The sequence below is a fragment of the Streptomyces sp. NPDC005962 genome, assembly GCF_040629205.1.
Classification (GTDB): Bacteria; Actinomycetota; Actinomycetes; order Streptomycetales; family Streptomycetaceae; genus Streptomyces.
The window spans coordinates 15,943-33,970 of sequence record NZ_JBEXVE010000043.1; the positions used below are offsets into that span (position 1 = coordinate 15,943).

The window sequence follows — 18,028 nt, forward strand, 5'->3', positions numbered from 1 at the left end:
CCGTACCAGTGGTAGACGCGTCATTCAAGACTGGCCGGTCAGCGAATTCGCAGGTCAGAGCCCGTGAATGGGCTGCTTCCCGATGGAACGGTGATCGGGTGCCAGCGGAGTTGCACGACTAACCCCCGCCTGCCCCACTGTGCTGTCCGCAGCCCGGCGGTCCCTGTCTACCGCCCTCTCTCGCCTCTGAAGGGATGGGGGAGCACCGCTGCTGCTTACTGCGCCGCATGCGACTTCCGCATGCTGAGTTGGAAGGACGACCTGATGACCAACCCGAACGACCCGCGCCGCGACGAGCAGGACCACGACCTGCGGACGCAAATGCTGCTGCTCGCCCTGGTGCTGATCCTGCTCTTCGCCGGGGGCTCGGCCTACGTCGCCTACCAGCACCCGGCGCTGGCCGACCCCCTGACCGTCGGCGTGGCGACCGCCGCCGTCCTGGTCGCCGTCTTCATCCGGCGCTGAAGCGTCGACTGCGATCGCGGTCCCGCACATGTCCCAACCGCCGCCGGACGTCATCGACCTGACGTCCGGCGGCGCCAGTACCGCAGCTTCGGGCGGAGGTCATCCGGTCGGATGACCGCAGCGGCTCAGCCGCCCAGGTCGTGATACATGACGTGGAGTCCGACCGGGCCCAGCGCCGGGTGCCGAAGCGCACCCGGGACGGTGCCGATGAGAGTGAACCCGAGGCGTTCGTACAGTCTCACGGCGGGTGCGTTGGAGGCGGCGACCGCGTTGAACTGCACGCCAGCGAAGCCGCTGGTCGAGGCCCAGTTGAGCAGGTACTCGCCCAGCGCTCGACCGACACCCTGGTCGCGCGCCTCAGACGCCACCATGAAGTTGCCGCTGGCGATGTGGGCACCGGGACCGGGGCGATTGGGGTACATGTTCGAGGTGCCAAGCACGCGCTGGCCCTCCACGGCCACCACGACATGTCCCGGGTGCGGTACCACCCACATGTCGTGCGCCTGAGCCTCAGTCTGGAGAGGGTCGTAGCAGAAGGTATCTCCCTTACGGACAATCTGCTCGACGATCGGCCAGACCTGCGACCAGTCACGTTCCTCGAACGCCCGGATTTCCATCCGCCATACGCTAGCGACGCCGTTCAGGCCTTTCGATCGATTTATCTCCTGCCATCTCGGTGCTTCGGCGGCGAGCTGCCGCGGATAGGCGCCCGGCGCCCCCCGAGCCGACTCAGTACCGCTCTCGCCCGCCGGGATAGCGAACCGTCCCTAGGCACTCAGACGTGTCCAATCGCGCGGGTTCCGGGACCAGTGCGAAGCAGAGACCCGAGTGGAGCTGTTCCGACTCGTCCAGCGTCAGAATCAGCGGGGCGAGGGCCACGAGCTTTCTCAGCCGGAGGACCCGATGTGTCAGCGCGAGCTGGTTTCCCTCACGGTGTACGCACAGCGCCTCGACCAGGAAGACCTTAAGGTCGCCTCGATCGGCGCGGTCCGGCAGGCGCTCGATGCGAGTCGGGGGCGGTCAGGGGCACCGGTTCGAGGTGTACTCGTCCCTCAGAGAGATAGCGGTCGAGTTCGGGCGGTCGGTAGGACGCGTCCTCGTCGTGGCGTATGCGGGCGGTTTCCGAGAGGTACTCGCACCCGTCGGCACGACCCGACTTGTCCGCGGACATTCCAATGGGCCGGTGCCACGGTCGGTCCATGAGGTAGAGGCCGGTGCGTGAGTTGTGCATCGTGCCCATGATGTCGGGCCGCACATGGAAGTTGAGGACCTCGGGGTCGAACTCCAGCCCGTGACGGCGAGCCTGGTGGACCATCCACAACAGGGTGATGTCGGACAGGGCCGTCTCGCTGTAGCCGCCGCCGACGTCACTGTGTACTCCGGCGAACCACACCTGCTTCAGCTCCTGGCCGTTGTCATCGGCGCCGGGTTGCTGGTGCCATAGCGTCGGGATGAACGGTGTGCGCTGCTCGTCGATGGCCAGTGCGTGGAAGGCCCCCTCCACCCAGCTGCTCAGTTCGGTGTCGTGGAAAGCCCACCGACGGTTGACCGAGGCCACGACCGGCTTGAGCCACCGGGGACCCGGAACGGGGATGCCGAGGGAACCGACCGTGTCCCACACTCCGATGAAGCGGATCCCCGTCTCGTACCCATACGTCTGGCGGAACAGGGTGGCGGCCGTGCCGGTCGGCTTCTCGATCCGGTCGCGGTACAGGGCCCACGCCTGCTTGATCCGGTGGGCGTGCTCCCGGCGCAGGATGCCGGAGTTGCGCACCAGGCCGGCAAGGCTGCGGGCGGTGAAAGCACCCCGGCTGAATCCGAACAGGTACAGATGGTCACCGGGCTCGTAGGCGTCGACGAGGAAGCGGTAGGCGTCCAGGACGTTGCTGGACAACCCCATACCGAACGCGCCGCCGCGCAGGCGGTCCCATCGGCGTGTGCCGACACCGCGACCGTAGTACACACGCTGCTCCACGCCGTCTGCCCGCGGCCGGGCAGCCAGGGCGACCTTGGTGACGTTCGTCTTGTTGGGCTGGTCGGCGAGGTCCCACGTGCCGTCACAGCAGAGGATCAGGTTCTTGGCCATGGCAGCTCCCTCCCGGGAGGAACAGCAACCGCACATCATTGATGTCATTGCCCCGGCCCGTTCCGCGCCGCGCGCCGGCTACCGGCCGACAGACGTGATTCGATGATCGCACCACTCCGCCGACCTCGCCATTCGCCGCAGTCGAGTGTCGACCGTCCCGACCTCGGCGGCGTACGTCAGGAGGTTCGCGAAGCGCAGCCACTGAAGCAGGTGGACGTTCAGCGGTGCGTGGCCCGGACGTACAAGGCGGTTGATGCCTTCAAGGGTCTCGGTCAGGGCTGCGTGCGCCGGGCCGTCCAGGTGGCCGAGGTTCCTGAGGTAGGAAGTGGCGCAGGCGCCGAGACTCGTGTGCAGAGCGGCGAATTGAGGGGCCTGGCTGTCGGGGTAGAGCGTCTCGTCGGGATAGGTGACCTTCTCGAACGCGGAGCGGCGGTTTGCCACCGCCGCGACAAGTCCCAGGCGAGAGGGAGGCGCTGTCCCGGGCCAGCGAGGTACGCGCAGATGCGCGGAGTCGGTGGCCCGTGGAGTGCGTCGGCCGAGCGCCTTCTCCCTGTGACGGCGGGCGGCGAAGGCGGCCGCCTCTTCCAGCCGGACTGCCCGGCTGGCCTCCAGCGTGTCCAGGGCGCGCAGCAGGGCCTCGGGGTCCCTGCGCAGGTCGGGAGACGGTCGCGCGGTGGCGGCGAGGTACGCCCAGGTCGCGTTGAAGCCGAGCGGGCAGTAGTGCCCGACGGCACACCTCAGTGCCGCGTGCCGTCGGGCGAGGGGGAGCTGTTCGTCACGCACCCTGCGGACATGGGTTCCGAAGCCCACTCGTCGGCTCAGCCGTCCGCCGGGGCCACGCCGATCGGGCAGGAGACGCCCGTGCCGCCGATGCCGCAGTAGCCTGCGGGGTTTTTGTCGAGGTACTGCTGGTGGTACGGCTCGGCCGGGTAGAAGGGGCCCGCGGGGAGGATCTCGGTGGCTATCTCGCCGTAGCCGGAACCGGTCAGGACGGACTGGTAGGCGGCGCGGGAGGCCTCGGCCTCGGACTGCTGCTCGGGGGAGTGGGTGTAGACGGCCGAGCGGTACTGGGTGCCGACGTCGTTGCCCTGGCGGAAGTGCTGGGTGGGGTCGTGGGACTCCCAGAAGAGCTTCAGGAGGGCGCCGTACGAGGTGACCGTGGGGTCGAAGACGACGCGGACGGCCTCGGTGTGGGCGGTGAGGCCGCTGCAGACCTCTTCGTAGGTGGGGTTCTCGGTGTGGCCGCCCTGGTAGCCGACCAGGGTGGTCCAGACGCCGGGGGCCTGCCAGAAGATGCGCTCCGCGCCCCAGAAGCAGCCGAGGCCGAAGTCGGCGACGACCAGGCCCTGCGGGTACGGGCCGCTGAGGGGGTTGCCGAGGACCGTGTGGCGGTCGGGGACCGTGAAGCCCGGTGCGGGGCGGCCCTTCAGCGCCTCCTCGGGGGTCGGGAGGTGGTTCTCGCGGCGGCTGAACAGCATCGGGAGGGCTCCTCGGGGGCAGAAGTGCAGGGCGGCCATCCCTTACAACGGGCGGGGGCTCGCTCGAATTCCGGGGCGCCGCTCACCTGGGCAGGGGCGCCGGGGAGCCGCGGCGGCGCTCACTTGGGCAGGGTCGCCGGGGAGCCGCGGCGGCGCTCACTTGGGCAGGGTCGCCGGGGAGCCGCCGTGGCCCTCCCAGCCCGCCACCGCCAGCGCCCGGTAGACGGCGTACTCGGCGGCCGGGTCCGCGCCGTACGACCACGGCACCGCGCCCACGTGGCCGTCCACGTGGCGCAGCTGCTCCATGGCGTCCGCGTACCGCTCCGACCGGACCAGGAACCAGATCAGCAGATGGCGGACGTGCGGCAGGACCGGGTGGTCGGCGGGGGCCCGGCGGACGGCGTAGAGGGCGCCCTCGACCGCCTTGGTGACCACGTCGCTCTGGTACAGGCTGCGGACGAGGTTGACCTCGGGGAGGTGCTCGAAGACGCCGAACAGCGGCAGCGCGGGCAGGAGGCTCTTCTCGGGCGCGGACCCGGCGGCGGTGTGGGTGAAGCGGTCGGCGCGGTCCTGGGAGCCATGCCACTTCTCGCACCAGTAGTGGAGGGCGGCGAGGTGGGCGCCCATGTGGTGCGGGGCCCGGTCGGTGACCTTGGTCCACAGCTCCTCGAAGTCGGCCTGCCGGTAGGGGAGACCGCGGGCGACGCCGAGCTCGATGATGTACGGGACGGGGTCGTCGGGGGCCAGCCGCGCCGCCTCGTGGCAGACGTCCCGCGCCTCCTCCAGGATCATGCGGAAGTCCTGCGAGGACGGGTCGCGCAGCGCCTGGCGGACCAGGAACTCCGCCTGCACGGCGGCCGCGCCCGGGTCCTCGGGGGACGCGACGCGCCAGGTGCGCAGCCACATCCCGCCCCGGCCGGGGGCCTGGGCGAGTTCGAAGGCGGCGGCTCCGGCGAGGGTCTGGACGCGCTGCCAGCGCAGTTCGGAGGTCGCCTCGGTGAGCGCGAGCAGCCGGGACGCGGGCTGCCAGTCCTGGCCGGACTGGACCTCCTCCAGCGCGTCGATGAGCCGCCCGTCCGGGCCGGGCAGCCGGACGTCCAGCTGTTCGCGCGGTACGAAGCCGTACTCACCCGGGTCCGTGGCGCGCACCGCCCCTTGGAGGGTCTCGCGGCCACCGCGCCGCCGCCGCAGGGCGGGCAGCACGATCAGCCCGCCGATCATGACGAGGGCGATGAGGATGATCAGAAGCTCCATGAGGTGTCCCCGTGTGAAGTCCCGTAACGGCTTGTGGTCCAGCCTATGCGTCCCCGCGGACATTGAAGACGGCCGTCGAACCCCGGACGGTCCACCGTCGAACCCTGGACGGCCCACCGTCGAATCCCGGACGGTCCCGCGGCCGAATCCCGGACGGGTCCGCGGGCGCCTCCTCGACCTGCCCGCCGCGCGTTACGCTCGGGCTCATGACCGATCAGGACCCCCAGAGCTTCGAGACGCTCGCCATCCATGCGGGCCAGGAGGCGGACCCGCTCACCGGCGCCGTCGTTCCGCCGATCTACCAGGTCTCCACCTATAAGCAGGACGGGGTGGGCGGCCTGCGCGGCGGCTATGAGTACAGCCGATCCGCCAACCCCACCCGCACCGCCCTGGAGGAGAACCTGGCGGCCCTGGAGGGAGGCCGCCGCGGGCTCGCCTTCGCCTCCGGCCTCGCCGCCGAGGACTGCCTGCTGCGCACGCTGCTGGTGCCGGGCGACCACGTGGTCATCCCGGACGACGCGTACGGCGGTACGTTCCGCCTCTTCTCCAAGGTCGTCGAGCGCTGGGGCGTGGAGTGGTCGGTCGCCGACACCTCCGACCCGGCGGCGGTACGGGCCGCGCTGCGCCCCCGTACGAAGGTGATCTGGGTCGAGACGCCGAGCAACCCGCTGCTGGGCATCACCGACATCGCCGCCGTCGCCGACGTCGCCCGCACCGCGGGGGCCCGGCTCGTCGTGGACAACACCTTCGCCAGCCCGTATCTGCAGCAGCCGCTGGCGCTCGGCGCGGACGTCGTCGTGCACTCCACCACCAAGTACATGGGCGGCCACTCGGACGTCGTCGGCGGTGCGCTGATCGTCTCCGACCCGGGCCTCGGCGACGAACTCGCCTTCCACCAGAACGCGATGGGCGCCGTCGCCGCCCCCTTCGACTCCTGGCTGGTGCTGCGCGGCATCAAGACGCTCGGGGTACGGATGGACCGGCACAGCGCGAACGCCGAGCGCGTCGCGGAGCTGCTCACCGCCCACCCCAAGGTGGCCCAGGTCTTCTACCCGGGGCTGACCGAGCACGCGGGCCACGAGGTCGCGGCCAAGCAGATGCGGTCTTTCGGCGGCATGGTGTCGTTCCGGGTCGCCGGTGGCGAGGAGGCGGCGGTCGAGGTCTGCAACCGGGCCCGGCTGTTCACGCTCGGCGAGTCGCTGGGCGGCGTCGAGTCGCTGATCGAGCACCCGGGGCGGATGACGCACGCCTCGACGGCGGGTTCGGCGCTGGAGGTGCCGGGCGATCTCGTACGGCTGTCGGTGGGCATCGAGTCCATCGACGACCTGCTGGCGGATCTCACGCGGGCGCTCGCCTGAGTCCCATTCCGAGTCACCACCCCTCCAGCGGAGGGGTGGTGTCGGCGGGCGGTCCCGCCCACGGGTGGACGACGGCTGCCCAGACGGTGAACGCGACGACCAGGGCGAGCAGCACCGCCCAGCCGACGGTCCGGGCCGCCCGGCGGCGGCGCAGCAGCCGCTGCCCGCGCCCGGCCGCCCGCCCGGCCAGATCCGGCGGCAGTACCGGATGCGGCCCCTCCAGCATCCGCCGGACTTGGTCCTCCTTGCGGTCCGGGTAGCTCACGGCGCCGCCCGTTCGCGGTGGCGGTGGGCGCGCGAGGCGTTGCGGCCCGCATCACCCGTGGCGCCGCCGTATCGGCCCGGGCCACGCGTCCCGTTGGTGCTTCCCGCGTGCGGGGTCTTCCGCGCGCCCCGGAGCCCGCTCACCGCGCCGCTCCCGCCGGATGGCCGTGGGCAGGGGGACGGCCGGGGTGCGGCGGGGCGGCGGTACGCATCAGGCTGACGGCGCGCGTGCAGATGGCCCGTACGCGTTCGACCGGCAGGCCGAGCGTGGCCGCCGTCTGCTCCTCCGCGACCCCCTCGTACAGCCGCAGCACCAGCACCAGCCGCTCGCGCGGGGTGAGCCGGTCCAGTACGCCGCCGCGCGGACGGCGGTAGCGGCGGGCCCGGTGGGCGAAGAGGGCGGCCAGTTCCTGGCGGGTGCGCTCGTACGGATCTTCGCCGCGCAGCCGGTCCCAGCGGGCGTAGGTGCGCGCGAGCGCGGCGGTCAGCAGGTCCTGCGCGGCGTCGGTGTCCCCGGTGCGGTTCCCCGGGCGTTCCCCCGTGAGCAGTGTGGCCGCGTGCAACAACCTGCCACCCGCGCCCGCGACGAATGCCTCGAATTCCCGGGCCCGGCGGCTCTCCCGTGCTGCCCGCCGCTCTCGCACCGCGCCCTCCGCCTTTCGTTCCTCAAGGACACGGCAGGCAGGGGCGCTCGGTCAAGAGGCAGGAGGCAGGAGGCAGGAGGCGAGAGGCGTGAAGTCTGGTCCGGCTCAGGACGCCGGGGCCGCCGCCTGCGGCACCGCGCCGTGCGCGGCGGACAGGGCGCCGTTGAAGCGGGTCAGCAGATCGCAGAACATATCGCGCTCCTCCGCCGTCCAGTCGTCCGTCACCTGCGCCATCAGCTCGCGCCGCGAGGAGCGCACCTCCTCCAGGCGGGCCTTGCCGCGCGGGGAGAGCTGGAGGACGACGGCGCGCCCGTCCTCGGGGTGCGAGGTGCGCTTGACCAGGCCGGAGTCGACCAGCGGGGCGACCTGCCGGGTCACGGTGGACGAGTCGATGCCCATGCCTCCGGCGAGTGCCTTGACCCCCATGGGGCCTTCCTGGTCGAGCCGGTTGAGCAGCAGGTAGGCGGCGCGGTCCATCGAGTTGCGCGCCTGTCCGACGCCGCCGAGCCGGGTCTGCTCCGCGCGGCGGGCGAAGACCGCGACCTGGTGCTGGAGTGAATCGAGTACGCCTGTGTCGAGTTGAGTCGTCATGTCCGATTGGGTGGGCATGGCCTAGGGCTCACTTCATGCGGTGGTCTGTGGGATGTGGCACAGAGTACGCGGCCCGGGCCCTGCCCGTACGGGGGCTGCAGAAACCTGCCGACAACCGGCCAACCCCTGGTTCCCCCGGCCCGGCCGTGTTGCGGGGGAGCTGCGAGACTGGGGCCATGGCTCCACGATCCGGCGGTACGGCTCCACGACCCGGCGGCGAGGACGGGCCCGGTGCGGCCCCGCGCCCCGCACGTTCCGTACCGTCCGCCCCGCTCGCCGTCACGCTGGACGATGTGCGCGAGGCGCAGAAGATCCTGTCGGGGGTCTCCCGGACGACTGCCCTGGAGGGCAGCCGCTATCTGGCCGGTCTGGTCGGTGCCCCGGTGCAGCTGAAGTGCGAGAACCTGCAGCGTACGGGCTCGTTCAAGCTGCGCGGCGCCTATGTGCGGATCGCCCGTCTGACGCCCGGGGAGCGGGCCGCGGGGGTGGTCGCGGCGAGCGCCGGGAACCATGCGCAGGGCGTCGCGCTCGCGGCCTCGCTGCTGGGGGTGCGCTCGACGGTCTTCATGCCCGAGGGCGCCCCGCTGCCGAAGATCGCGGCGACCCGGGACTACGGCGCGGAGGTCCGGTTCGAGGGCCAGATCGTGGACGAGTCGATGCGGGCGGCGCGGCGGTACGCGGAGGAGACGGGTGCGGTCTTCATCCATCCGTTCGACCACCCGGACGTCATCGCGGGGCAGGGCACGGTGGGCCTGGAGATCCTGGAGCAGTGCCCCGAGGTGCGCACGGTCGTGGTGGGCATCGGCGGCGGCGGGCTCGTGGCCGGGATCGCGGTGGCGGTGAAGGCGCTGCGGCCGGACGTACGGGTGGTGGGTGTGCAGGCGGCGGGCGCCGCGGCGTATCCGCCCTCGCTGGAGGCGGGGCGCCCGGTGTCGGTCGAGGCGCCGGTGACGATGGCGGACGGCATCAAGGTGGGACTGCCGGGCGACGTTCCGTTCGCGATCATCCGCGAGCTGGTCGACGAGGTCCGCACGGTGAGCGAGGACGAGCTGTCCAGCGCGCTGCTGCTGTGTCTGGAGCGGGCGAAGCTCGTGGTGGAACCGGCGGGGGCGAGTCCGGTGGCGGCGGTGCTGTCCGCTCCGGAGTCCTTCGAGGGGCCGGTGGTGTCGGTGCTCTCGGGCGGCAATGTGGACCCGCTGCTGATGCAGCGCATCCTGCGGCACGGCATGGCCGCGGCGGGGCGCTATCTGTCGCTGCGGCTGCGGCTCACCGACCGGCCGGGGGCGCTGGCGAAGCTGCTGGCGGAGCTGTCGGCGATGGACGCCAACGTGCTCGATATCAGCCATGTACGGATCAACCCGCGGCTGGGGCTCAGCGAAGCGGAAGTGGAGCTTCAGCTGGAGACGAAGGGGCCGCAGCACTGCGCCGAGGTCCGGGAGGCACTGCACGGGGCCGGATACACGGTGATGATCTGACGCCGGTCTTGACGCCGGTCTGGCGCCGGTCCGACGCCGGTGTGACGGCAGCCTGACGGCATACACAGGTCGTCAGAGGTATGTCGCGATGTATCGCGACTGCGCTATGATTCCTCTCCACTTGCTGTCGCGACGCTGCCCTTGTGGGCGGACATATGCCTTTATTGAGGTGACTCAACCCGGGAACACCCAACTCTGGGAGTGCCACATGCCAGGCGCGATCCATGCCGAGGGCCTGGTGAAGACCTTCGGCGAAGTAAGAGCTCTGGACGGCGTCGATCTCGACGTGCCGGAAGGAACCGTGCTCGGACTGCTCGGCCCCAACGGCGCGGGCAAGACCACCGCGGTGCGCGTGCTGACCACGCTGCTGCGCCCGGACCGCGGGACGGCGGTGGTCGCGGGGGTGGATGTGCTGAAGTACCCCAACGAGGTCCGCCGGTCCATCGGCCTCTCGGGGCAGTTCGCCGCCGTCGACGAGTATCTGACGGGCCGCGAGAACCTCCGGATGGTCGGTCGGCTCTACCAGATCGGCGCGCGCGAGGCGAAGACCCGCGCGGACGAGCTGCTGGAGCGGTTCCACCTCGCGGACGCGGCCGACCGCACCGCCAAGACGTACTCCGGCGGTATGCGCCGCCGCCTCGACCTCGCCGCCGCCCTGGTCGTCAGCCCCCCGGTGATGTTCATGGACGAGCCGACCACGGGGCTCGACCCGCGCAACCGGCAGGGGCTGTGGGAGGTCATCCAGGAACTGGTGGCGGGCGGTACGACGCTGCTGCTGACCACGCAGTATCTGGAGGAGGCCGACCATCTGGCCCATGACATCTGCGTGATCGACCGCGGCAAGGTCATCGCCCGCGGCACCTCCGACCAGCTCAAGGCCCGTACCGGCGGGGAGCGGGTGGAGGTCGTGGTGCACGAGCGGGAGCACATCGCGGTCGCCGAGCATGTGCTGCGGGTGCTGGGCAAGGGCGAGACCACGGTGCGGGAGCACACCCGCAAGGTCACCGTGCCGGTGGTCGGCGGGGCCAAGCTGCTCGCCGAGGTCATCCGCGAACTGGACACCCGGGGAGTGGAGATCGACGACATCGGGCTGCGCCGCCCGACGCTCGACGACGTCTTCATCTCGCTCACCGGCCATGGCGCCGAGGACGGCGGCGGGGAGCACGGTGGCGCTGAGCACGGCGGCGCTGAGCACGGCGGTGCTGAAAACGTCGGCGCTGTGGACGGCGGCGGGTTGAGCGGCGCGCACGAGGGAGGCAAGTGATGGCTGTTGTCGAGGAGTCGGGCGCCACGGTCGCCATCGCCCCCCGGCCGCGCGGCGGACCGCTCGCGGCGGTGCGGGATTCGCTGGTGGTCGCGCAGCGCAATCTGATCCGGATGATGCGAATTCCGGAAGTTGTCATTTTCGGCCTGATCCAGCCCATTATGTTCGTGGTGCTGTTCAGTTATGTATTCGGTGGCGCGATCATGGTGCCGGGGCAGGCCAGTGCGGACGCGAACGTCTATCGCGAGTTCCTGATGGGCGGGATCTTCGCGCAGACCGTCACCTTCGCGACGGCGGGCGCGGGCGCGGGGATCGCCGACGACATGCACAAGGGGCTGATCGACCGGTTCCGCTCGCTGCCGATGGCGCGCGGCGCGGTGCTCACCGGCCGTACGCTCGCGGATCTGGTGCAGACGGCGCTGACGCTGGTCGTGCTGGCGATCGTCGCCCTCATCGTGGGCTGGCGGGTGCACGACGGAATCCTGAAGGCGCTGGGCGCCTTCGGGCTGCTGCTTCTGCTCGGTTACGCCTTCTCCTGGATCGGCGCGCTGATCGGGCTGACGGTACGGACCCCCGAGGCCGCGACGTCCGGCGGGCTGATCTGGCTGTTCCCGCTGACCTTCATCTCGAACGCGTTCGTGCCGTCGAGCAAGATGCCCGAGTTCCTGGGGCACATCGCGGACTGGAACCCGTTCAGCGCCACGGTGCAGGCCTGCCGGGAGCTGTTCGGCAATCCGCAGGGCGTGGTCTCGGACGCCTGGCCGATGCAGCATCCGGCGCTGGCGTCGGTGCTGTGGTCGGTAGTGATCATCCTGGTGTTCCGGACGCTGTCGGTCCGGAAGTACCGCTCGGCGACCGCCTGAGGCGTCGCCGAGCGAGTGGTGGTGCCGTGACAGCGAGCCCCCGGCCGCTCGGGCCGGGGGCTCGCCGTACGTCGTGCGGGCGTTGGGCGGGGGCTCAGCCCTGATAGGGCTTGGCCTCCAGGATGCGCACCGATGCCGTACGGCCGTTGGGGAGTTCGTACTCGGCGTCCTGGCCGACCTTCTTGCCGTTCACGCCCGTGCCCAGCGGGGACTGCGGCGAGTAGGTCTCGATGTCCGAGCTCGCGTACTCGCGGGAGGCGAGGAGGAAGGTCGTGGTGTCGTCCGGGTCGCCGTCGAAGGCGATGGTGACGACCATGCCGGGGGCGACCACGCCGGTGTCCGCGGGTGCCTCTCCGACCTTCGCGTGCTCCAGGAGCTGCGTCAGCTGACGCACTCGGAGCTCCTGCTTGCCCTGTTCCTCCTTGGCGGCGTGGTAACCGCCGTTCTCCCGGAGGTCGCCTTCCTCCCGGGCAGCCTCGATCTTCTTCGCGATCTCGATACGTGCCGGACCCGACAGGTACTCCAGCTCGGCCTTGAGCTGGTCGTACGCCTCCTGGGTCAGCCAGGTGACGTTCTCGCTGGTCTGGGTCACAGGTGCTCCTCGTCGGTGCTGGGAATACAAATGAACGCCCTACTCAGAAGGGTGCGCCTTCAAAGCCGGGCGAAACCACGAGCCTAACAATTCCGACAGGAAACGGGGAGGAGGGAACTCATCTTCATGGGTATGAAACGGGTCAAACCCGGCCAGTCCGGATGCGGCTGACGGAGCCCTCCGACCGGGCTTCCGGCCGTGCCTCAAGCCGGTGTCAGGGCGGTCTCCGGGCGGTCTCCGGGCGGTGCCGGGGCGACTCGCCCGGCGCCCGGCTCAGCTGTCCTTGGCGGATTCGCAGCCGACGAGCTCGGCACTGGTCGCACGGCCGGTGGTGCGCATCGTCACGACCTTGATCATGTCGTCCTGGCGCTGGCCGAAGGTGAAGGTCTTGCGGCCGACCTCTTCGTGGTAGACGTCCTGCGCGCGCACCGTGCACACGGCGGTGGAGCTCTTGTCCTTGGTGATCTCCAGCCGGACCTCGATGGAGTTGTCCGCGGTCACCTCGAAACCGGTGAGCTGGCCGCTGACGTCCTCTTCGATGACGTACGCGTACCCGAACCAGGCGATCAGCGCGACCAGACCGGCGCCGAGCACCGAACCGATGATCTTCAGCTTGCGGTCGGCCCGCTCATCCGCGGAGCGGCCGTAGCGCCCCTCGGGAAGGCCCTCGCGCACCGCCGACATGATCGCTTCCTCCTGCTTGGGAGACCCGGAATTATTCGGGCCCGCTGTGGGTCACTATAGAAGCCGTCTTCCGCGACGAATCACTGAGGATCGAAGTTGACTGAGCAGCTGCGTTTGATGGCCGTGCACGCGCACCCGGATGACGAGTCGAGCAAGGGCGCGGCCACCATGGCCAAGTACGTGTCCGAGGGGGTGGATGTGCTGGTCGCGACCTGCACAGGCGGTGAGCGCGGCTCCATCCTCAACCCCAAGCTCCAGGGAGATCCGTACATCGAGGAGCACATTCACGAGGTACGCGCCAAGGAGATGGACGAGGCGCGCGAGATCCTCGGGGTCAAGCAGGAGTGGCTGGGCTTCGTGGACTCCGGGCTGCCCGAGGGTGACCCGCTGCCCCCACTGCCGGACGGCTGCTTCGCGCTGCAGGACGTGGATGAGGCGGCGGGCGCGCTCGTCAAGCTGATCCGCTCTTTCAAGCCGCAGGTCATCACCACCTATGACGAGAACGGCGGCTATCCGCACCCCGACCACATCATGACCCACAAGATCACGATGGTGGCCTTCGAGGCGGCCGGGGACCCCGAGAAGTACCCCGAGGCGGGCCCGGCGTGGCAGCCGCAGAAGCTCTACTACAACCAGGGCTTCAACCGGCCGCGCACCGTCGCCCTGCACGAGGGGCTGCTCGCGCGCGGCCTGGACTCGCCGTACGCGGAGTGGCTGGAGCGCTGGAAGGAGTTCTCCCGGCGCGAGCGCACCCTGACCACCTATGTGCCGTGCGCCGACTACTTCGAGATCCGCGACAAGGCGCTGATCGCGCACCGCACGCAGATCGACCCCGACGGCGGCTGGTTCCGAGTGCCCATGGACATCCAGAAGGAGATCTGGCCGACGGAAGAATACGAGCTCGCGAAGTCGCTCGTGGATACTTCCCTCCCCGAGGACGACCTCTTCGCGGGCATCCGCAACAATTGACCCCATGATGAGCGCGACCAGCACCCTCGCCATGACGCATCTCGTCCCGCTCGCCAAAGATCTGGACGAGAACAAGGTGACCCCGGGCCTGCTCGGGTTCGTCGTCTTCGCACTGATCGGCGGCGCGGTGTGGCTCCTGATGAAGTCCATGAACAAGCACATGAACAAGGTGGACTTCGAGGAGGAGCCGCAGCCCGGTAAAGCCCGGGTCACCGCCTCCGCCTCCCCGACGGGCACCACCGCCTCCCCGGAGGGCACCAAGGGGGAAAGCACGGCCTAGAGGCACCTCCTCGACCCGGGCCCGGAACTGACCTGCCGGGACCGACCTGACCTGGCCTGACCTGTCCGGACCGGGCTCAGGCGCGGGGCCGGTCGGACAGCACGGCCATGACCTCGCGGGAGCGGCGGCTCGGCACCATGCCGAGCTGCCAGGCCTGCCATCCCGTTTCCGGCTCCACACCGCGCTCCAGCACCAGCGCGAACGCCTCCGCGTCACTCTCCAGCCGGGGGTCCCCGCCCGTCGAGGCCCCGCCGGGCTCCCGCAGCTCCCGCAGCAGCTCCGCCAGCTCCTCCTGCGCCACCGCCGTGCCGATGACCGAGCCGCCCGCCGAGGCGAACGGCAGCAGTGTGCAGCGCAGGAACCGGGCCCAGGACCCGCCGCGCCGGTCCCCGTACCCCGCGAACAGCCGGGCCGCCTCGTCCACCAGCTCCAGCGCCTGCACCGCCCGGCCGTTCCCCGCGTCGATCACCGCCAGCTCGACGCACGACCACGCCTCGCCGTGGGCCACCCCCACCCGGGCGAAGTCCTGCCGCGCGTCCTGCAGCAGCTGCCGCGCGAAGCCGCTGTTGCGCAGCGAGCCCGTCTGCGCCGCCCGCAGATCACGGGTGACCCGCGCCGAGTGATGCCGGGCGCACGCCAGCCCGTACACATCGCGCATCCGGCTGAACATCGTGCGGGCCCGCTCCAGCTCGCGCACCGCCGCGTCCCGGTCGCCGCGCTCCTCCAGCGACTGGCCCAGGTAGTACAGCGTCCAGGCCTCACCGCGCGCGTCCTCGTTCTCCCGGTGCCGGGAGAGGGCCTGGCGCAGCTGGTCCACGGCCGCCGACGGCTCCCCTGCCACCAGCCGGGCACGGGCCAGCTGGGTCAGCGCCCAGGCCTCACCGCGCTGGTCGTGGGTGCGGTGGTACGCGCCCAGCGCGTCCCGCAGCTCGGCCTCCGCGCGCGGCACGTCGCCCATCCGCAGACACGCCTGGCCGAGCTGGAAGTGCGCCCACGCCTGACCGTGCAGGCTCTCGGACTCCCGGTGCAGCTCCAGCGCCTCCCGCAGCAGGTCCAGTGCCTCGGCGAGCTGCCCGCGATCCCGCTCCACGGCGGCCAGCGCGTGCATCGTCCACCCCCGGTCCCCGCGCAGCGCCTCGGGCGTCTGCAGGGCCAGCGCCTCGCGCAGCTTCGCCGAGGCCTCCACCAGATTCCCCTGGTGGTGCAGGGTGATGCCCAGGCTGCACAGCGCGCGGGCCGCGCCCGCCTCGTGCTGGGCCTCGAAGTACAGGTCGACCACCGACGACAGCGTCGTACGGGCCTGGTCCAGCTCGCCGAGCTGGCGGGCGGCGATCCCGGTGCGCCACTGCACGGACCGCAGCAGCAGCCCCTGGTCGACGGCCTGGGTCAGCTCGCTGATCTCGCCCAGCCGGTACAGGTCGCCGCGCAGCAGGCAGTAGTCGCACAGCGCGCCCAGCAGATGCAGCACCGCGGACTGGTCCACGCCCTCCGCGTGGCGCAGCGCCGCCGTGATGAAGCTCGACTCTTCGTCCAGCCAGCCCAGCGCCGCGTCCAGCGAGGTGAAGCCGTGGCCGCCCGCCGTGCCCTTGGTGAAGACGTCGGCGCGGGTGGACGTCTTGCCGTCGACCAGGCGGATCACCGAGTCCGCCAGCTCGGCATAGCTGCGGATCAGCCGCTCCTGGGCGGCGGTGCGCTGCCCGGGCTCCTCCTCGTCCGCCAGCCGGGCGGCGGCGAACGAGCGCACCACGTCGTGCAGCCGGTAGCGGCTGCCGCGCACATGCTGGATCAGCCCGGCACGGCCCAGCGCGTCCAGATGGCGGGCCGCCTCCTGCTGATCGGCGCCCAGCAGCGCCGCGGCCGCCGCCGCGCCCATGCTCGCCCGCCCGGCCAGCGCGAGGCGCCGCAGCAGCCGCCGGGCGCCGTCCTCCTGGTCGGTGTAGCGCAGCCACAGGGTGCGCTCGACCGGGCCGACCGGCCCGTACGCCTCCAGGTCGGCGGCGAGGGCGGCGGGGGTGCGCGGGCCGAGGGCGGAGCCCGCGATCCGCAGCGCCAGCGGCAGCCGCCCGCACAGCTCGGCGATCCGCTCCACGGACCGCCCGTCGTACGGGCCGGGCCCGGCCGGATTCTCGGCGGAGACCCGCAGCAGCTCCTCGGCGCCCGACTGGTCCAGCGGGCCGACCTCCAGCCGGTGCACCCACGCCGCCAGGTCCGGCGGCAGGGTGAGCGGGGTGCGCGAGGTGACCAGGATCAGGCTGTCGGACCGCTCCGGGACCAGCGTGCGGACCTGCTCGGCGTCGCTCGCGTCGTCCAGCACGATCGTGACGGGCAGCCCGGTCAGATGCTGGTGATACAGCTCGATGAGCCGCTTGAGGTGCTGGTCCTGGCTCGCCCGCTCCCGGAAGAGCAGCTGATCGCGGGGCGCCCCGAGCCGGTTCAGCAGATGCAGCAGCGCGTCGCGCGTCGTCAGCGGGGCCTGCTCGGCGCTGTCCCCGCGCAGGTCCACCAGGCAGGCGCCGCGGAACTGGTCGCGCAGCTCATGGGCCGCCCGCACGGCCAGCATGGTGCGGCCCGAGCCCGCCGGGCCCTCCAGCAGCACCACCGTCGGCCTGGTCTCGGTGCTGGCCCGCGCCTGGTGCACCCACTGGGCGATCTGGGCGGTCTGCGCGCGGCGCCCGGCGAACGGCCCGTCCGCCTGGGGGAGATGGCCGAAGGACTGCTCCAGCACGGTGCGCCTGCGGGCCGCCTGGCTGCGGTCCGCGCCCCGCAGCCGCGGCGCCTGCGCGCCGGAGGCGGAGGTGGAGCGCTTGGCCGGGCCGCCGCCCTGGCGGGTGGCGGCTGAGGTCATCCGGTGCTGGTCGATGAACGGCCGGATGCCCCGCACCTCGACCGCCGTCAGCCACTGCAGCCGCAGCTGCTCCGGCCCGCCCGGCTGGTTGCGCAGCGCCGCCTGGCGGTGGGCGGCGGGCCAGTGCGCCGCGGTGAGCTTGACGACGGCCGCGGCCGACCCCGCCACCGCCGCGGTCGCGCCCGCGCCCAGCGCCGTGCCCGCCGAGGTGCCGAAGGTCAGATCCGCGCCGAAGGCGGCGACCGCCGCCACCCCCGCGGCCAGCGCCGGGGTGGACAGCCGCCCGTGCCCCAGCATCGCCGAGAGCGGTCTGCTGCCGGCGTCCGCCTCGTCCAGCGCGCGCACATACGCGCCGTACTCCTCGGCCGCGGTCGCCGCCATCTCGTCCAGCGAGCCCCGCGCGCGGCTCAGCAGCACCCCGCCGTTCGTGCGGCCGCCGGAGCGCCGCACCTCCTCCTCGACGGCCCGCGTCAGCAGCCGCTCGACCTCCGTCCGGTGGCTGTCCCGCAGCACGGCCAGTGAGCCCGGCATGTGATCCCCCTCCTGCACGAGCGCCACGCGTGAATCGCGCGTTGCTCCCCAAGTGTTCCGCTTCTGCCTCATTTCCGGCAGCCCTGTGGATAACTCCCTCTGCGGGCAAGCGGACAAGTGGACAACTCGCTCACCCCCGCGGGCCGGGCCGGGAGGGCCGTCCCCGCCCGCGCCCGCCCGCGCTCGGCGGCGCCCCGCACGGTGGGGAGGGCGTCCGCCGTGCCCGGCACGGATATGGCGGCGTCCTCGTGGGGTATGGGTTATTCCTAACGAAATATCTGATGGCGAATAATTGAACCTCGCTCCTTTCGTATGTGGAATCTCGACTTCCGGCGAAAATGATCACGGTGTGATGTCCATCACATGGGTAAAGTCTTGTTCAAGT

18 protein-coding genes are annotated in these 18,028 nt (G+C 71.4%); 7 read left to right on the top strand and 11 right to left on the bottom strand.

The annotated features are described in order from the left end of the window. Positions 1–264 precede the first annotated feature (264 nt). Positions 265–465, top strand: coding sequence for a hypothetical protein (locus ABZ370_RS40725; RefSeq protein ID WP_358632487.1), 201 nt, complete (start codon positions 265–267; stop codon positions 463–465). A gap of 125 nt (positions 466–590) precedes the next feature. Here the strand turns inward: ABZ370_RS40725 and ABZ370_RS40730 are convergent, their stop codons facing one another. The 5 genes from ABZ370_RS40730 to ABZ370_RS40750 form a co-directional block, all read right to left on the bottom strand. Then, positions 591–1,082 carry a GNAT family N-acetyltransferase gene (locus tag ABZ370_RS40730; RefSeq protein ID WP_358632490.1) on the bottom strand — a complete coding sequence of 164 codons (492 nt, stop codon included), beginning with the start codon at positions 1,080–1,082 and terminating at the stop codon, positions 591–593. 347 nt (positions 1,083–1,429) lie between these two features. After that, the gene (locus ABZ370_RS40735) at positions 1,430–2,551 is read right to left on the bottom strand and encodes a DUF2235 domain-containing protein (protein WP_358632493.1); all 1,122 of its coding nucleotides are present in this window, start codon (positions 2,549–2,551) and stop codon (positions 1,430–1,432) included. A 78-nt stretch (positions 2,552–2,629) separates the two neighbouring features. Beyond that, the gene (locus ABZ370_RS40740) at positions 2,630–3,334 is read right to left on the bottom strand and encodes a hypothetical protein (RefSeq protein WP_358632496.1); all 705 of its coding nucleotides are present in this window, start codon (positions 3,332–3,334) and stop codon (positions 2,630–2,632) included. A gap of 35 nt (positions 3,335–3,369) precedes the next feature. After that, positions 3,370–4,029, bottom strand: coding sequence for a peptide-methionine (S)-S-oxide reductase MsrA (gene msrA, locus ABZ370_RS40745; RefSeq protein WP_358632499.1), 660 nt, complete (start codon positions 4,027–4,029; stop codon positions 3,370–3,372). A 156-nt stretch (positions 4,030–4,185) separates the two neighbouring features. Continuing rightward, positions 4,186–5,283: a hypothetical protein gene (locus tag ABZ370_RS40750; RefSeq protein ID WP_358632501.1), complete on the bottom strand. Its 1,098-nt coding sequence runs from the start codon at positions 5,281–5,283 to the stop codon at positions 4,186–4,188. A 206-nt stretch (positions 5,284–5,489) separates the two neighbouring features. Here ABZ370_RS40750 and ABZ370_RS40755 point away from each other — a divergent pair, with 206 nt between their 5' ends. Continuing rightward, entirely contained in the window at positions 5,490–6,641 is a 1,152-nt protein-coding gene (locus ABZ370_RS40755) for a cystathionine gamma-synthase (protein ID WP_358632504.1), read from the top strand. A 13-nt stretch (positions 6,642–6,654) separates the two neighbouring features. On the opposite strand, the gene ABZ370_RS40760 is transcribed toward ABZ370_RS40755, so the two are convergent. From ABZ370_RS40760 to ABZ370_RS40770, 3 genes are all read right to left on the bottom strand, one after another. After that, positions 6,655–6,906: a hypothetical protein gene (locus tag ABZ370_RS40760; RefSeq protein WP_358632507.1), complete on the bottom strand. Its 252-nt coding sequence runs from the start codon at positions 6,904–6,906 to the stop codon at positions 6,655–6,657. Between the two features lie 139 nt (positions 6,907–7,045). Next, entirely contained in the window at positions 7,046–7,549 is a 504-nt protein-coding gene (locus ABZ370_RS40765) for a sigma factor-like helix-turn-helix DNA-binding protein (protein WP_358632509.1), read from the bottom strand. A gap of 105 nt (positions 7,550–7,654) precedes the next feature. Continuing rightward, positions 7,655–8,158 (bottom strand): MarR family transcriptional regulator, encoded by a 504-nt coding sequence (locus ABZ370_RS40770; RefSeq protein WP_358632512.1) that lies wholly within the window; start codon positions 8,156–8,158, stop codon positions 7,655–7,657. 158 nt (positions 8,159–8,316) lie between these two features. Here ABZ370_RS40770 and ilvA point away from each other — a divergent pair, with 158 nt between their 5' ends. The 3 genes from ilvA to ABZ370_RS40785 all read left to right on the top strand — a co-directional run bounded on the left by ilvA (position 8,317) and on the right by ABZ370_RS40785 (position 11,742). Next, positions 8,317–9,615, top strand: coding sequence for a threonine ammonia-lyase (gene ilvA / locus ABZ370_RS40775; RefSeq protein ID WP_358632515.1), 1,299 nt, complete (start codon positions 8,317–8,319; stop codon positions 9,613–9,615). Between the two features lie 208 nt (positions 9,616–9,823). Next, positions 9,824–10,879 carry an ATP-binding cassette domain-containing protein gene (locus ABZ370_RS40780; protein ID WP_358632518.1) on the top strand — a complete coding sequence of 352 codons (1,056 nt, stop codon included), beginning with the start codon at positions 9,824–9,826 and terminating at the stop codon, positions 10,877–10,879. After that, a complete protein-coding gene (locus ABZ370_RS40785) occupies positions 10,879–11,742 on the top strand; it encodes an ABC transporter permease (RefSeq protein ID WP_358632521.1) in 864 nt (287 codons plus the stop codon). The genes ABZ370_RS40780 and ABZ370_RS40785 overlap by 1 nt, the downstream gene beginning before the upstream one ends. Before the next feature lie 94 nt (positions 11,743–11,836). On the opposite strand, the gene greA is transcribed toward ABZ370_RS40785, so the two are convergent. Continuing rightward, complete coding sequence (gene greA, locus ABZ370_RS40790) at positions 11,837–12,334, bottom strand: transcription elongation factor GreA (protein WP_358632524.1); 498 nt, start codon at positions 12,332–12,334, stop codon at positions 11,837–11,839. 273 nt (positions 12,335–12,607) lie between these two features. Further along, positions 12,608–13,018, bottom strand: a complete 411-nt coding sequence (locus tag ABZ370_RS40795) for a DUF4307 domain-containing protein (protein ID WP_358632526.1) — start codon at positions 13,016–13,018, stop codon at positions 12,608–12,610. Positions 13,019–13,114: 96 nt separating this feature from the next. Here ABZ370_RS40795 and mca point away from each other — a divergent pair, with 96 nt between their 5' ends. Beyond that, complete coding sequence (gene mca, locus ABZ370_RS40800; protein ID WP_358632529.1) at positions 13,115–13,987, top strand: mycothiol conjugate amidase Mca; 873 nt, start codon at positions 13,115–13,117, stop codon at positions 13,985–13,987. A gap of 4 nt (positions 13,988–13,991) precedes the next feature. Next, positions 13,992–14,267, top strand: a complete 276-nt coding sequence (locus ABZ370_RS40805; RefSeq protein WP_358632532.1) for a hypothetical protein — start codon at positions 13,992–13,994, stop codon at positions 14,265–14,267. Between the two features lie 76 nt (positions 14,268–14,343). Here the strand turns inward: ABZ370_RS40805 and ABZ370_RS40810 are convergent, their stop codons facing one another. Continuing rightward, positions 14,344–17,643, bottom strand: a complete 3,300-nt coding sequence (locus ABZ370_RS40810; RefSeq protein ID WP_358632535.1) for a tetratricopeptide repeat protein — start codon at positions 17,641–17,643, stop codon at positions 14,344–14,346. Between the last annotated feature and the right edge of the window lie 385 nt (positions 17,644–18,028).